At 63.9% G+C, this 13,475-nt stretch carries 10 protein-coding genes; 6 read left to right on the top strand and 4 right to left on the bottom strand.

Going from position 1 to position 13,475, the window contains the following annotated elements; genetic code table 11:
* Positions 1-160: 160 nt before the first annotated feature.
* Positions 161-1,144: an AraC family transcriptional regulator gene (locus tag SO140_RS37990; protein ID WP_449383005.1), complete on the bottom strand. Its 984-nt coding sequence runs from the start codon at positions 1,142-1,144 to the stop codon at positions 161-163.
* A gap of 154 nt (positions 1,145-1,298) precedes the next feature.
* Between SO140_RS37990 and SO140_RS37995 the strand changes: the two genes are divergently transcribed.
* Positions 1,299-1,835, top strand: coding sequence for a carboxymuconolactone decarboxylase family protein (locus SO140_RS37995; RefSeq protein WP_449383003.1), 537 nt, complete (start codon positions 1,299-1,301; stop codon positions 1,833-1,835).
* A 41-nt stretch (positions 1,836-1,876) separates the two neighbouring features.
* A complete protein-coding gene (locus tag SO140_RS38000; RefSeq protein WP_449383002.1) occupies positions 1,877-2,395 on the top strand; it encodes a YkgB family protein in 519 nt (172 codons plus the stop codon).
* A gap of 125 nt (positions 2,396-2,520) precedes the next feature.
* Here the strand turns inward: SO140_RS38000 and SO140_RS38005 are convergent, their stop codons facing one another.
* Entirely contained in the window at positions 2,521-3,720 is a 1,200-nt protein-coding gene (locus SO140_RS38005) for an adenylate/guanylate cyclase domain-containing protein (protein WP_449383001.1), read from the bottom strand.
* A gap of 281 nt (positions 3,721-4,001) precedes the next feature.
* Here SO140_RS38005 and SO140_RS38010 point away from each other — a divergent pair, with 281 nt between their 5' ends.
* Both SO140_RS38010 and SO140_RS38015 read left to right on the top strand, forming a co-directional pair.
* Positions 4,002-5,321, top strand: coding sequence for an aminotransferase class V-fold PLP-dependent enzyme (locus tag SO140_RS38010; protein WP_449383000.1), 1,320 nt, complete (start codon positions 4,002-4,004; stop codon positions 5,319-5,321).
* Between the two features lie 119 nt (positions 5,322-5,440).
* Complete coding sequence (locus SO140_RS38015; RefSeq protein WP_449382999.1) at positions 5,441-5,683, top strand: hypothetical protein; 243 nt, start codon at positions 5,441-5,443, stop codon at positions 5,681-5,683.
* A gap of 102 nt (positions 5,684-5,785) precedes the next feature.
* Here the strand turns inward: SO140_RS38015 and SO140_RS38020 are convergent, their stop codons facing one another.
* Together SO140_RS38020 and SO140_RS38025 are read right to left on the bottom strand one after the other, a co-directional pair.
* Positions 5,786-7,093 (bottom strand): MFS transporter, encoded by a 1,308-nt coding sequence (locus SO140_RS38020; RefSeq protein WP_449382998.1) that lies wholly within the window; start codon positions 7,091-7,093, stop codon positions 5,786-5,788.
* Positions 7,094-7,318: 225 nt separating this feature from the next.
* The gene (locus SO140_RS38025) at positions 7,319-9,640 is read right to left on the bottom strand and encodes a molybdopterin guanine dinucleotide-containing S/N-oxide reductase (RefSeq protein WP_449382997.1); all 2,322 of its coding nucleotides are present in this window, start codon (positions 9,638-9,640) and stop codon (positions 7,319-7,321) included.
* Between the two features lie 310 nt (positions 9,641-9,950).
* Here SO140_RS38025 and SO140_RS38030 point away from each other — a divergent pair, with 310 nt between their 5' ends.
* The gene (locus tag SO140_RS38030; RefSeq protein WP_449382996.1) at positions 9,951-11,741 is read left to right on the top strand and encodes a peptide ABC transporter substrate-binding protein; all 1,791 of its coding nucleotides are present in this window, start codon (positions 9,951-9,953) and stop codon (positions 11,739-11,741) included.
* A 273-nt stretch (positions 11,742-12,014) separates the two neighbouring features.
* Positions 12,015-13,472, top strand: a complete 1,458-nt coding sequence (locus SO140_RS38035) for an SLC13 family permease (protein ID WP_449382995.1) — start codon at positions 12,015-12,017, stop codon at positions 13,470-13,472.
* Positions 13,473-13,475 lie beyond the last annotated feature (3 nt).

The raw sequence follows: 13,475 nt of genomic DNA on the forward strand, positions 1-13,475 counted from the left end.
CCAGCCAGCATGGTGAATCAGAAACAAGCTGATTTGGGAATCCCAAATCGATTCAACCTAACCCCATCCCGCTTTAGTTGCTTGATGAGCGTTTCGAGGCGCGAGGCCATGTTGACGGCAGGGCCTATGACGGTGAAGCCGGGAGCGCGAGCCGATACAGTTATCCCGAACGGCGGCGCTTGGCTCCATCCGGACTACGGCTTTCGGCAGCCTTCGCCAATCCCAGGTCGGCAAGGTTCGCTGGTTCCTGTGCCGCCTTTCGCCATTGCGCCGGCGTGATGCCCATGTGGCTCTTGAAGGCGCGCTGGAATGCGGCCTCGGATTGATATCCTGCTATCTCCGCAACGCCTGCGGTCGAGATCGAGGATTTCCGCAATTCGTTCGCCGCGCGCGCCATGCGGATGTCCGTCAGGAGATCGCTTGCAGACCGTCCCAGTTTCTCCTGGAATTGACGGGCGAGCGTGGCACGCGACATATTGCACAGGCGCGCAAGCTCGGGCAGCGACCACGCGCGCGCCGGCTCGTTGAACAGAACGGCGACGGCCGGGGCCACGCGAGGATGACCAGCCAGCGCGAGGAGACCCCGCGGCGCATCTTCGGTCTCACTTGCAAGGCGCAGCACGAGCGCGAACATCGCCGTTGAAAGCGCGTTGAGCATTGCACGGCCACCCAAGTGATCGTCCGCCGACTCGCTGCGCATCAGCGCAACGAGACCGCCAAGCTGCGCACCGGTGTCCCTTTGCACCGCGCGCGCGCCGGCATGCACGACCAGGCGTGGAGGGAGATAGCTGCGCAAAAACCGATCGTGCGGGGGCGCGATCGCGAAATGTCCGCACAGCAAGTCAAGCCGTTCGCCTCCGCCAGCGTTTTCACTGATCACGAGATTGAGCTCTCGGCGATTTCGTGCCGGCTTCGGCCGCGCGCCGCTCCCGTCGTGCATCACATGGCGCGGATTGCCGGGAAGCAGCAGGATGTCGCCCGTTTCCAGGTGAAGCGACCGTCCGCCCGCTGGATCTTCGAGCAGCGCCGAACCGCCGACAACCGCGTGATAGGGGATTTCGTTCGCCTCGCCCGGCCCCTGGTCGATGCGCCAGGGCGCACCGTAGGCGCAGCGCAGATCGAGGCGACCGTGCACCGGTATCATCTCGAACAGCCGGCTAAGCCAATCCACGACGACCTCCCGACCGGGAAATGAGATGATTGAGCATATATATGAGTTATTGCGACATTCAAAGACTCAAGCCGCGATCATATTGTCACTCCGCAATCGTTCACGAACCCAACGAAGGAGTGTCACCATGTCTCGTCTTACTGTCCCCAACCTCGAAACCGTCGCCGGCCCGTCCGGTCAGGTCTATGCCCAGATCAAGAAGGCCGTCGGCAGCGTGCCAAACACGTTTGCGGCCATTGCCGCCCACGGTCCCGCTGCGCTCAAGTCGGTTCTCGCCGCCGACGCCGTGCTCGCTGCGGGCAGCCTGACCAAGCGCGACCAGGAAGTGATCAAGCTTGTCATCAGCGCCGCCGGCGGCTGCGACTACTGCGTCGCCGCCCACAATTATCTCGCCAAGCTCGCCGGCGTGAAGCCGGAGGAGCTCAGGCAGATCCGCGAAGGCCAGCCCACCGGCGATGCCAAGCGAGACGCGCTGGTCGAGTTCGTGCGCAAGCTCGCTCGGTCCAGCGGCACCGTCAGTGACGAGGATTTCGCCGCGATCAAGGCTGCCGGCTACAGCGACGCCCAACTGGTCGAGATCAGCCTGGCTTTCGCAACCACCGTCTTCACCAACGTGTTCAACCGCATCAACGACACCGAGATCGACTTCCCCGCAGTCGCGTGAAGCGACCATGCAGTCAGATCTTGAATGAAGGACTCGCGACCATGACCGTGCTTGCCAAGACCACTCAAAAGACCACACAGAATTCCCTTGTCCGTGTGCTGCACAGCTCCGGCCTGCTCGCGGACGATCTCGACTATCACGTCGTCCGCGCCTCGATGGTGATCATGTTCTTCTTCTTCGGATATCAGAAATGGTTTCCGTACGAGTTCGAACGCCTGGTCCCGTTCATCAGCAACGGGCCGCTGATCTGGTGGCTGTACCCGGTGTTCGGCCACGCCGGCGCCAGCTACTTCCTGGGCGTTTCCGAGTGGACGTTCGGGTCCCTGCTGCTCGCGGGCTTCTGGGACAAGCGGCTCGGCATTCTCGGCGCCCTGGGCTCGACCGGCACGTTCATTGCGACGGTCACCATCATTCCGTTCATGCCGGAAGGCTGGGACATGGCCGCAGGAGGTTTCCCTGCGATGACGGGCAACGTGCCCTTCCTGATGAAGGATGTCGTTCTGCTCGCCGTCTCGCTCTACGTGCTGAGGCAGGACGTGGTTCGCCTGACGCGGCAATAAGGTGGCACTCTGCTGATGGCGATGCGTCGCCGGCCAGCTTCCCGCTCGCCGGCGATTGCGCGTCTTCGGCCACGCCGAACCGCGCAGCGAAATCCGGGAGGCCGACGCAAGTGGCCGGTCAATCTTCAGCCGTGATACGCAAACAGCTCGACCGGCTCGTTGAAGCCGCGCACCGGATGCTCGCCGACGCGCTCCAGCTCGAAGTCGTTCTTCACGAGATCGGCGAAGGCGCGCGAGAGCAGCACGGTTCGCCCAAATTGCTTGGTGAGAGTTTCGAGACGCGAGGCCATGTTGACGGCAGGACCGATGACGGTGAAGTCGAGCCGGGTGCGCGAGCCGATATTGCCGTACATGACGTCGCCGACATGGGCGCCGATCCCGTAATGCAGCGGCGCGCGGCCGGTGACGCTGTTGTTTTCGTTCAGCACAGCCATCGCCTGCCGGGCCTCGCTCACGGCCCGCAGCAGATTTGCCCCAGCCGAGGGCTGGCTGAGCGGGAAGATGGCGAGCAGGCCGTCGCCGATGAATTTCAGGATCTCACCGCCATGCCGCACGATCGGCTCGGACATCGCGTCAAAATAGTCGTTGAGGAGATCGATGACGTCGTCGCGCGGCCAGTTGTCCGAGATGCGCGTGAAATCGCGCAAGTCGCAGATCAGGATCGCGGCTCGCACCGTCGTGCCGCTGCCGCGCCTGGTGGCGCCCGCGAGAATGAGCTCGCCGGCATGCGATCCGACATAGGTCTCGAGCAGGGTGCGCGCCAGCCGGTTCTTGACCCGGATCTCGCTGACCAGCGCGAGGACCGGCATCAGTCTCCTCAGGGCTGCGATATGCGTATCGTCGAAACCACCGGGACGATCGGTTGCGAAGGTGACGAGATGCTGCTTGCCGAGCGTATGATAGAGCGGCCACGCCACATAGTCAGTCAGGCCCTTCGCCCGCATCTCGTCGTAGACGGCGTGCTTGCGCCGCTCTGACGGGTCCCGTTCGAGATGCTCGCGCACCTCGGTTGCACCGTCGTAGATTTCGTTGGCGGGACTGCCGATATATTCGGACCGCCCGCGCACATCGTAATCGACCCGCGAAATCTCCGCGCCCTGCATCCCATCGGCCCACATCATGCGCGCGCCCAGCCATTGCGGATGGTTGATCACGACATGCAGCGTCGCCCGCGCGACCGGAATGCCGGCCTGCTGGAGGCGGATGCACATCTCGGCAAAGATATTGTCGATGAAGCGCTGATCGCGCGTCTCGTTGGTCAGCCAGTGCAGGACCTCGCTGCCCGGAAGCGCGGCAGCAGGATCGATGTTTTGCGGCGCGTTCATGAGGTGCTCCTGGGCCGAGGGGCGGGTCGGGGGTGCAGGATATGTCGTGTCTCGGGCAGGCGACGTCAATGGAGGCTGCCAACCCGTAGGATGGGTAGAGCGGTCGCGAAACCCATCGAGGTTTGTCCGACGATGCAGCATGATGGGTTTCGCTAGTGCTCAACCCATCCTACGGGCGCCTGAGCCCTGGATCGACGCCACATCAGTGGACGGTCACCGTCTCGTCATCTCGGCTTCGTCGATCATTGCTCTGGTCGCCGCGCTAAATTTGGGGGCTCAAGATGCATTTGTTCAAGATGTTGTCGTCCGACCGCCGGTCGATCCTGAAGGGGCTCGCGGCCGCTGCGGTTGCGCCGCTGGCGGGGCCGGCCTTGGCCGCCGAAGGCTTGCCGAAAGCGCCGACGGGGCCGGCGGCTGCGATCGCCACCGACAAGGCCTATTGGGACGCGGTGCGCGGGCTCTATGCCGTGACACCTGACGTCGTGAACCTGGAGAACGGCTATTGGGGTGTCATGCCCGAGCCCGTCCGGCGCGAGTTCATCCGCCAGACCGACATGGTCAACTCCCAGAATTCCTATTATGCGCGGCAGCGCTTTGGTGCCGATTTCGAGGCCGTGCGCGTCAAGGTCGCGGAAGCCGTCAGCGCGGCGCCCGAGGAGATCGCGCTGACGCGGGGGGCGACGGAGGCGCTGCAGCTCCTGATCGGCGGCTACAACAGGCTGAAGGCCGGCGACACCGTGCTCTATGCCGATCTCGACTACGATTCGATGCAGTATGCGATGAACGCGCTGAAGGCGCGACGCGGCGTTGACGTCGTCAAGTTCGACGTGCCGGAGCCGGCGACCCGGCAGGCGGTGCTGGACGCCTACGCAAAGGCGATCGAGGCCAATCCAAAGACGAAGCTGCTGCTTCTCACCCATGTCAGCCACCGCACCGGCCTCGTGATGCCGATCGCGGAGATCGCGCGCATGGCAAAAGCGAAGGGCATCGACACCATCGTCGACGCGGCGCATTCGTCGGGGCAGATCGAGTTCAAAGTCGGCGAGCTCGAGGCCGATTTCGTCGGCTTCAACCTGCACAAATGGATCGGCGCGCCGCTCGGCGTCGGCTTCCTCTACATCAGGAAAGACCGCCTCGCCGACATCGACCGCGACATGGGCGACGAGGACTATCCGGAGAGCGATATCCGCTCCCGCGTGCACACCGGCACCGTGAATTTCGCGACCGTGCTGACGGTGCCGACGGCGGTCGCGCTGCATCAGGAGATCGGCGCACCCGCCAAGCAGGCCCGCCTGCGCTATTTGCGCGACTACTGGGTGAGCCGCGCCCGCGCGTTCAGGGATATCGAGATCCTGACGCCGGACGAAGCCGGCTCCTACGGCGCCATCACCTCATTTCGCCTCGCCGGCAAGACGAGCAAGGCAGACAACGACGCCGTCGTGACCAGGCTCCGGGACGGCTTCAAGGTGCACACCGTGCGCCGCGCGGGCGTTGCCAAGGGGCAATGCATCCGCGTGACGCCGGCGCTCTACACCACGGAGGCCGATCTCGACCGCCTGGTCGAGGCGCTTGCAATCATCACCGGCACGAAGGCGGGCTGAGGCCCGCCATCAGGCTTGGGGAACCTGAACATCCATTCAACAAAGTTTCTGCCGCGTTCCTGCAACGGCTGATGCTGGCGGTCGTTGACCCCTGCACGAACGATGCAAAGGAGGAACCGATGAGGAAGCTCACTTACGCGCTTGCAGCGGCAGCGACGCTTGCAATCAGTGCCCCGACCATCGCCAATGCAGCCGGCTTCGGGGTCTATATTGGCGGCGACCGAGACTACTACGGCGACCGCTATGATGGTCCGCGCATGCGCTTCTACGATCACGACCGCGGCTGGCATCATGGCTGGTACCATCATGACCGCGACTACGACCGCGGCGTTGTGATCCGCCGACACTACTGGGACGATTAGCGCAGACCCGGCATGGTTGAACAAGGAAGGCCTCGCTTCGGCGAGGCCTTTTTGTTTTGCGAAGTTTGGTCGAAACTTCTCGGGCGCAGCCCGAACCAGATCTCAGCTGACCGATACCAGCCCCCCGTCGGTCGCCACCATCGAAGCCCTCGTGCGCGGCAGGACGAAGTGAATGATCGCGGTTGCGATCAGGTAAACGCTGGCACAGGCGAAGAACACGAAGGTGTAGTTGTTGCCCGTTGCGTCGAGCACGCGGCCGATGGCCGCGGCGGAAAAGGCGCCCGCCACGGAACTGATGCCGCCTCCGAGCCCGACCGCGGAAGCGACCGCTCCGCGCGGCATGGTGTCGGATACCAGCGTGAACAGATTGGCGGAAAAGCCCTGGTGAGCCGCCATCGCGATGCCGATCAAGACGACTGCGGCCCACATGCTGTCCAACTGTGGCGCGAGAAACACCGGCACGGTGCAGGCTGCGCAGACCAGCAAGGTGATCTTGCGGGCGGTGAACACTTCCGTGCCGCGCTTGATCAGGGTCGACGAGATCCAGCCGCCCGCGATCGAGCCGATATCAGTGAGCAGGTAGATCACCACCAGCGGCAAGCCCACCGCCATCAGCGACACGTGAAACTTGCTGTTGAGGAAGGACGGAACCCAGTTGTTGTAAAACCACCAGGCCGGGTTGGTGAGCACACCACCAACGATGTAAACCCAGGTGCCGGGATAGGCCAGCAACTTTGCCCAGGGGACCTTTTCCGTCGCGACTTCGGGGTCGCTGTTGATATAGGCCAGCTCGCTCGGCGACACGCGGGGGTGTTCGGCCGGGCTGCGGTAGGCGATCAGCCAATACGCGACCCAGATCAGCCCCATCGCGCCGGTCACGTAGAAGGCTGCCTGCCAGCTGGACAGGCTCACGACCAGTGCACCGATCAGCGGCGCCAGCATCGCGCCGACATTGCTGCCGCTGTTGAAGATGCCGGTTGCCAAGGCACGGTCCCGCACCGGGAACCATGTGGCGATCGTCTTGATGCACGTCGGGAAGTTGCCACCCTCACCGAGGCCGAGCACGATGCGGGCGACCATGAATCCGGCGACCGATGCGACCAGGCCGTGCGCCATGGATGCGAGGCACCACAGGATGGCGGCTGCGGCAAGACCGAGGCGAATTCCGATCTTGTCGGTCAGCCACCCCATGCCGGCATAACCGAAAGCGTAGGCGAACGAAAAGCAGAAGATGATGTTGCCGAAATCTGTTTCGCTGAAATGCAGATCGTTCTGGATCGTCGGCTTGAGCACGCCGAGGATATTGCGATCCATATAGTTGATCGTGGTCACGGCGAACAACAAGGCGCAGATGACCCACCGATAGCGGGTGGACGCCTTGGTGAACGCCTGCAGGTTCGACTCGCGCATCAAATCCTCCCTTGAGCTGGCGCCTCGGCATTTTGCCCAGCCTCTGGCCCGGCCCCGGTTTTCCCGCGGCTCGTTCCGCCATCGCCTCGAACCTAGAAGACACCCCGCGTGCGATCGACTAGTTATTGGGCATCGATCAATTCAATTTCGACATTGAATGCAACCGATGGCGGTCGGCGTCTTCCATGCCGATCCGCGGCTTTGACCTGTTGGCAGCGGCGTCCGCTAGATCGGGTCGAACGCGCGGATCGGGGGCAGGTTGCTGGTGAACCGCTCCACCTCGACGGTCGTGAGCTGGCCGGTGCAGCCTTGCGCGAAGGACGAGGTGCCGATGTCGCGGGTGAGCACGTTCGGATTGCCGTGAACGCAAAGCGGCGCTTCTTCCTCCGGATCCATCGGGTCGTACCAGGCGCCGGTCGGCAGCTGGACTACACCGGGCGCGATGCCGTCGGTGACATGGACCGCGGCAAGGCAGGCGCCCCGCGCGTTGAACAGGCGGATGATGTCGCCGTCCTTGATCCCGCGAGCATCCGCGTCACGAGGGTTCATGCGCGCGGCCTCGCGGCCACGATGTTTTGCGCCTAGCGAATGTCCGCCGAAGTCGAGCTGGCTGTGCAGCCGCGTCACCGGCTGGTTGGCGACGAGGAAGCACGGCGAGCCGGGCGTCGGCACGTCGGTCTTCTCGAGCCAGACCGGATGGCCCGGACAATCCGCATCGCCATGGCCTGCGATCTTCGCCGAAAAAACCTCGATGCGCCCGCTCGGCGTCGGCAGAGCGTGTGCGACCGGATCCTCGCGGAAGCGGCGCAGCCTGCCGCCGTCGTCGGGCTGCTGCGGCACGACCAAGCTGCCGCGCTGCCAGAACTCCTCGAAGCTCGGCGCTTCGAGGCCGCGCTTGGCCAGCGAGGCACGGGTCGGCTCATAGAGATGTTGCAGCCATTGCCGCGCGTTGCGCCCCTCGGTGAAGGGTTCGCGCACCCCGAGACGATCGGCGAGATCGGCAAATATCTCATAGTCGTCACGCGCCAGCCCAAACGGCTCGGCGATCCCGTGCATGGCGACCATCAAGGGATCGTTGGCGGAATAGCCGATGTCCTCCCGCTCGAGCGTCATTGTCGAGGGCAGGACGATATCGGCGTGGCGGGCCGTCGCGGTCCAGGCGAGCTCGTGCACGACCAGCGTATCGACTTTCGCGAAGGCCTTGCGCAGGCGGTTGATGTCCTGGTGGTGATGGAAGGGATTGCCGCCGGCCCAATAGACGAGACGGATGTCCGGATAGATGCGCGTCTCGCCATTGTAGCGATAGGTGCTTCCAGGATTGAGCAGCATGTCGGCGATGCGCGCCACCGGAATGAAATCGGCGACACCGTTGCGCCCCTGCCCCAGCGTCGGCCCCGGCACGTCGTTGACGCGCCGGCCGTAATAGCCGATCGCCCCTAACGAATAGGCGTAGCCGCCGCCGGGAAGGCCGATCTGGCCGAGCGCTGCGGCCAGCACCATGCCCATCCACACCGGCTGCTCGCCATGCTCGGCGCGCTGCAACGAATGGGAGACGGTGATGAGCGCCCTTTTTCCGGCAAGGCGACGCGCGAGCTTGCGGATCGTGGGCGCATTGACGCCAGAGATCACGGCGGCCCATTCGGCGCTCTTGGCTTGCCCGTCGCTCTCGCCGGTCAGGTAGCGCAAGAAGACCGGCCAGCCTTCGGTGTAGCGATCGAGGAAGGCCTGATCATGCAAGCCCTCGGCTACCAGCGTGTGGACGATGCCGAGCATCAGCGCAGTGTCGGTGCCGGGCACGCACGTCATCCATTCGGCACCGGCCTCCACCGGCAGATCGTCGCGGAGCGGGCTGACCAGGATGAACTCGCAGCCGCGCCGGCGCGCAGCGTCCATGGCGCCGCGCTCGACGTGCTTGCTGATCGAACCGCCCGCCACCATGGAATTCTTCAGCGCCATGCCGCCGAACGCCAGCACGATTTTGGTCTCGGTCGCGATCTGCTCCCAGGTGACGTTGCGCTTGGTGATGTCTTCGTAGCCCGCCAAAATCTGCGGCAGCAGCACCGAGGACGCGCCTGAGGAATAGGAGTTGACCGACCGCACATAGCCGCCCATCGCGATGTTGAGGAAGCGATGCACCTGGCTCTGCGCGTGATGGAAGCGGCCCGCGCTCGCCCAACCATAGGAGCCGCCGAATATAGCCGAGGGCCCGCGCGTGTCGCGGATGCGCGTCAGCTCGTCCCCAAGGAGGTCTAGCGCCTTCTCCCAGCTGACGGAGACGAACTCGTCGCGGCCGCGGCGATCGTCGGGGCCGGGCCCGCGCTCGAGCCAGCCGCGGCGGATCGCGGGCTGGGCGACGCGCGCCTGGTGGCGGAGCGCGCCGGGGAAATTGTCGATAATGCCGCTCGGATCGGGATCCCCCGCATAGTGCCTGACTTCCAACCCGGCCTCGCCGTTGCGCGCCGAGAACACGCCCCAGTGCGAGGTGTGCGGCTTGAAACCGTCCGACAGGTCGAGGCCGGGATCGGGGTAGCCAATCGTATCATCCATCGCGTGGTCCTCGCCGGGGGGCGCCGAGCAGGCTGCTCCGGTCGCAATTGCCGAGACAATATAATGAAGCGCGGCTGTGAAGGGCAACGGATTAGCGATGTCGGGAACCGAGAGCATAGCGGCCTCGCGCAGATTGCACAGCCTTCATGCGTCCGGTCTCAACGTCGTCATGGCTGCGCGAGTTCACTCATTCGCTGATCGCCGTTTCGCCGCAGGGTTTCCCGGCCTTGTCGGCATTGCCGCCCCCGCCTTGATGAAACATGATGGGATTCAACCGGTGACGGGTTTTCTTTGAGGTGGAGGTCATCCGATGAACGAAAACGAAATCCGCGGGCTCATCTCGGAGGTGAAGCAAGGCACGCTGTCGCGACGCTCGTTCATCCAGTCAATGACTGCGATCGGCATCGCAGCGCCGGCCGCGAGCCAGATCCTGGCCTGGAACGACGTGGCGATGGCGGACGCCACGCTTGACTACAAGCCGACCAAGGCCGGCGGCGGCGGCCCGCTCAAGATCCTGCTTTGGCAGGCCCCGACGCTGCTCAATCCGCATTTCGCGCTCGGCACCAAGGACCAGATCGCCTCGCGCATCTTCTTCGAGCCGCTCGCCGGCTGGGACAAGGAGGGCAACCTCATCCCCTGCCTCGCCGCCGAGGTCCCGAGCAAGCAGAACGGCGGCCTTGCGCCGGACGGCATGAGCGTGACGTGGAAGCTGAAGCAGGGCGTGACATGGCACGATGGCAAGCCCTTCACCGCCGACGACGTCGTCTTCACCTGGACATACGCCGCGGATCTCGCGACCGCGGCGTACACCACGGGATCCTACACGAACATCACCGTCGAGAAGATCGACGACCACACCGTCAAGGTGAAGTTCAAGAGTCCGACCCCGTTCTGGGCCGACCCCTTCGTCGGCGCGGTCGGCCAGATCCTGCCAAAACACCATTTCGGCAACTATGTCGGCGCGAAGTCGCGCGAAGCGCCAGGCAATCTGAAGCCGGTCGGCACCGGCCCATACAGGTTCGTCGAGTTCAAGCCGGGCGACATGATCCGGGCCGAACGCCACCCCGACTATCACGTCAAGAACCAGCCGCATTTCGACACGCTCGAGGTGAAGGGTGGCGGCGACGCGGTCTCCGCCGCACGCGCAGTGCTGCAGACCGGCGAATACGACTATGCCTGGAACCTGCTGGTCGAGGATGAGGTCCTCAAGCGCATGGAGGCCGGTGGGAAGGGCAAGGTCGACGTCACGCCCTCCGGCAACGTCGAGTTCATCATCCTCAACACGACGGACCCGTGGACCGAGGTCGACGGCGAGCGTTCCAGCATCAAGACCAGGCACCCGACGCTGTCCGAGCCGGCCGTTCGCCGGGCGATCAACTTCTTGATCGATCGCGAGGCGATCCAGAAATTCATCTACGGCCGGGGCGGCATCGCGACGGCGAGCTTCGTCAACCAGCCTGCGCAGTTCAAGTCGGGTAAGCTCAAATACGCGTTCGACGTCGACAAGGCGAACAAGATCCTCGACGAGGCCGGCTGGACAAAGAGCGCGGACGGCATCCGCGAGAAGGACGGAAAGAAGCTCAAATTCGTCTTCCAGACCTCGATCAACGCCCCGCGCCAGAAGACGCAGGCCATCATCAAGCAGGCCTGCCAGCGCGCAGGCATCGAGATCGAGCTCAAGTCGGTCACCGCATCGGTGTTCTTCTCGTCGGACGTCGGCAATCCCGATACCTACTCGAAATTCTATGCCGACATGGAGATGTACAACACGACGCAGCCGCAGCCCGATCCGGAGCGGTTCTTGAACCAGTGCGTTTCGTGGGAGATCGCCAACAAGGAGAACAAATGGCTCGGGCGAAACATCTCGCGCTGGTCCGATCCAGAGGCCGACAAGGCCTACAAGGCCGCGCAGAACGAGCTCGACCCGGTCAAGCGCGCCGCGCTGCTGATCAAGGTCGACGAGACCTTCTGCGAGGCAAACGTGTTCCTGCCGCTCCTCTCACGCAACATCGTCGGCGCCGGCGTCAACAACCTCATGGCCGACATCTCGGGTTGGGACGTCACGACGTGGAATCTGGCGAGTTGGTATCGCAGCACGTAGCTCGAGCCGGTATCGCGATCAATCCAACTCAAAGGAGGACTTGACTGCTACCGATCCCATGCCCGGCTCGGATCGCCTCCATCTGCGCGATGACGCTGCCGCACTCGTAGCGGCGAGACATCGGCCGGCCGAGCACATTCCCGCCAGTTATGATCTCCTGAAAACTTGCAATTGGACGCAGGTTTGGTTCGCGAGTTAATCCCACGGCGAAGCACGGCCCCAAATCCGTGATGGCACCGATCCATCGCCGAATGCTTCGACAGGGAGAAACACGTGTCATCTCACGCTCACGCGGCGGGCAGCGAGCACGCGCCTCGATCGCTGGAGGCCACGCTCAGGGCGATCGGCGTTCCCCTCGCCATCGTGATCGCGGCCGCCATCTGGTTCAGTCCCACGCCGGAATCGCTGTCCTTGCAGGGACACAAGGCGCTTGCGCTCTTTGGCGGCATTTTCGTTCTTTACCTGACCGAGGCAATGCCGTTGGCCATTGCCAGCCTGATGGTTGTACCGCTTGCGGTCCTGACCGGAACGGCTACGCTTCGGACCGCGCTTGACGGCTTCTCCGCCTCGCCCGTGTACCTCATCGTGGGCGCCTTCATTCTCGCGACCGCCATGGTGAAGACCCGGCTTGCGGAGCGCATCACTTACATCATTCTGGCGCGGTTCGGCAGTGAACCGACACGGATTACGCTCGGGGTGACGCTCGTCAATATCGCGCTTGCGTTTCTCGTTCCGTCATCGACGGCGCGCACGGCAATCCTCCTGCCGGAGTGCCTCAGCATTCTGACGATCTTCGGAGCCGGAGCGCGTTCGCCATTTGCAATCAATCTGCTCCTGACCCTGACGATGACGAATGCGACGATCGGTGCCGGCGTGTTGACGGCGACGGTGCCGAACCCCGTGACGGTCGAGTTCGTCGCGAAGACGAGCGGCCATACGATCACCTACGCCGAATGGCTGCTCTACGGATTCCCTCCGGCGCTGGTCATGACCATGTTCACCTGGTGGTTCATCCAGCGTGTCTTTCCGCCGGAATTCAAGGCCGGTCATGAGCAGGCCGACGCGCGGATTTCGCAGAATCTCGCCGCAATGGGGGGGATGTCTTCCGCCGAATGGCGCGCCTTGACCGTCTTCGCCCTGGTGAGCTGTCTGTGGGCGACGCAGGGCTTGACCGGGCTCGACACGACAGTCGTCTGCCTGATGGGCGCCTGTCTGCTGTTTCTGCCTCGCTTCGGCGTGATCGACTGGAACGATGCCAACAAGGGCGTCTCCTGGCAGGTGCTGCTCATCGCGGGCGGCGGAGTCTCGCTCGGCGACATCCTTCTGAAGACAGGCGCCGCCAACTGGCTGGCCAATTCGATCTTCCTCGCGCTCGGCCTGGCCGGTTCGTCGGCGCTGATCGTCATCGTGGTCGTGATGTTCATCGTGCAGTTCATGCACGTGATGTTCGTCGGCACGACCGCCATGGCGACGGCCCTGCTGCCGATCATCCTGGCGATGGCGGGAACAGCTGGTGTCAATCCGGTCGCGCTGGCGCTGCCGGCCGGCATGATCATCGGCGGCTATCCGCTCCTCATGTTCTACAACACCCTGCCAAGCATCCTCGTCTATGGAACGGGCCGATTGCGCGTCGAGGATTTCCCGAAAGTCGGTGTCGTCGTCTGCATCGTCGCCTGCCTTCTCTACGCCCTGTGCGCCGCGACCTGGTGGCATTGGCTTGGACTGGTCTGATTT

Source organism: Bradyrhizobium sp. UFLA05-108, from assembly GCF_059803455.1.

What these genes read in the sequence shown, in the direction of transcription:
- SO140_RS37990 (WP_449383005.1), bottom strand. Translation starts at nt 1,144, where the DNA reads ATGATACCGGTGCACGGTCGCCTCGATCTGCGCTGCGCCTACGGTGCG.
- SO140_RS37995 (WP_449383003.1), top strand. Translation starts at nt 1,299, where the DNA reads ATGTCTCGTCTTACTGTCCCCAACCTCGAAACCGTCGCCGGCCCGTCC.
- SO140_RS38000 (WP_449383002.1), top strand. Translation starts at nt 1,877, where the DNA reads ATGACCGTGCTTGCCAAGACCACTCAAAAGACCACACAGAATTCCCTT.
- SO140_RS38005 (WP_449383001.1), bottom strand. Translation starts at nt 3,720, where the DNA reads ATGAACGCGCCGCAAAACATCGATCCTGCTGCCGCGCTTCCGGGCAGC.
- SO140_RS38010 (WP_449383000.1), top strand. Translation starts at nt 4,002, where the DNA reads ATGCATTTGTTCAAGATGTTGTCGTCCGACCGCCGGTCGATCCTGAAG.
- SO140_RS38015 (WP_449382999.1), top strand. Translation starts at nt 5,441, where the DNA reads ATGAGGAAGCTCACTTACGCGCTTGCAGCGGCAGCGACGCTTGCAATC.
- SO140_RS38020 (WP_449382998.1), bottom strand. Translation starts at nt 7,093, where the DNA reads ATGCGCGAGTCGAACCTGCAGGCGTTCACCAAGGCGTCCACCCGCTAT.
- SO140_RS38025 (WP_449382997.1), bottom strand. Translation starts at nt 9,640, where the DNA reads ATGGATGATACGATTGGCTACCCCGATCCCGGCCTCGACCTGTCGGAC.
- SO140_RS38030 (WP_449382996.1), top strand. Translation starts at nt 9,951, where the DNA reads ATGAACGAAAACGAAATCCGCGGGCTCATCTCGGAGGTGAAGCAAGGC.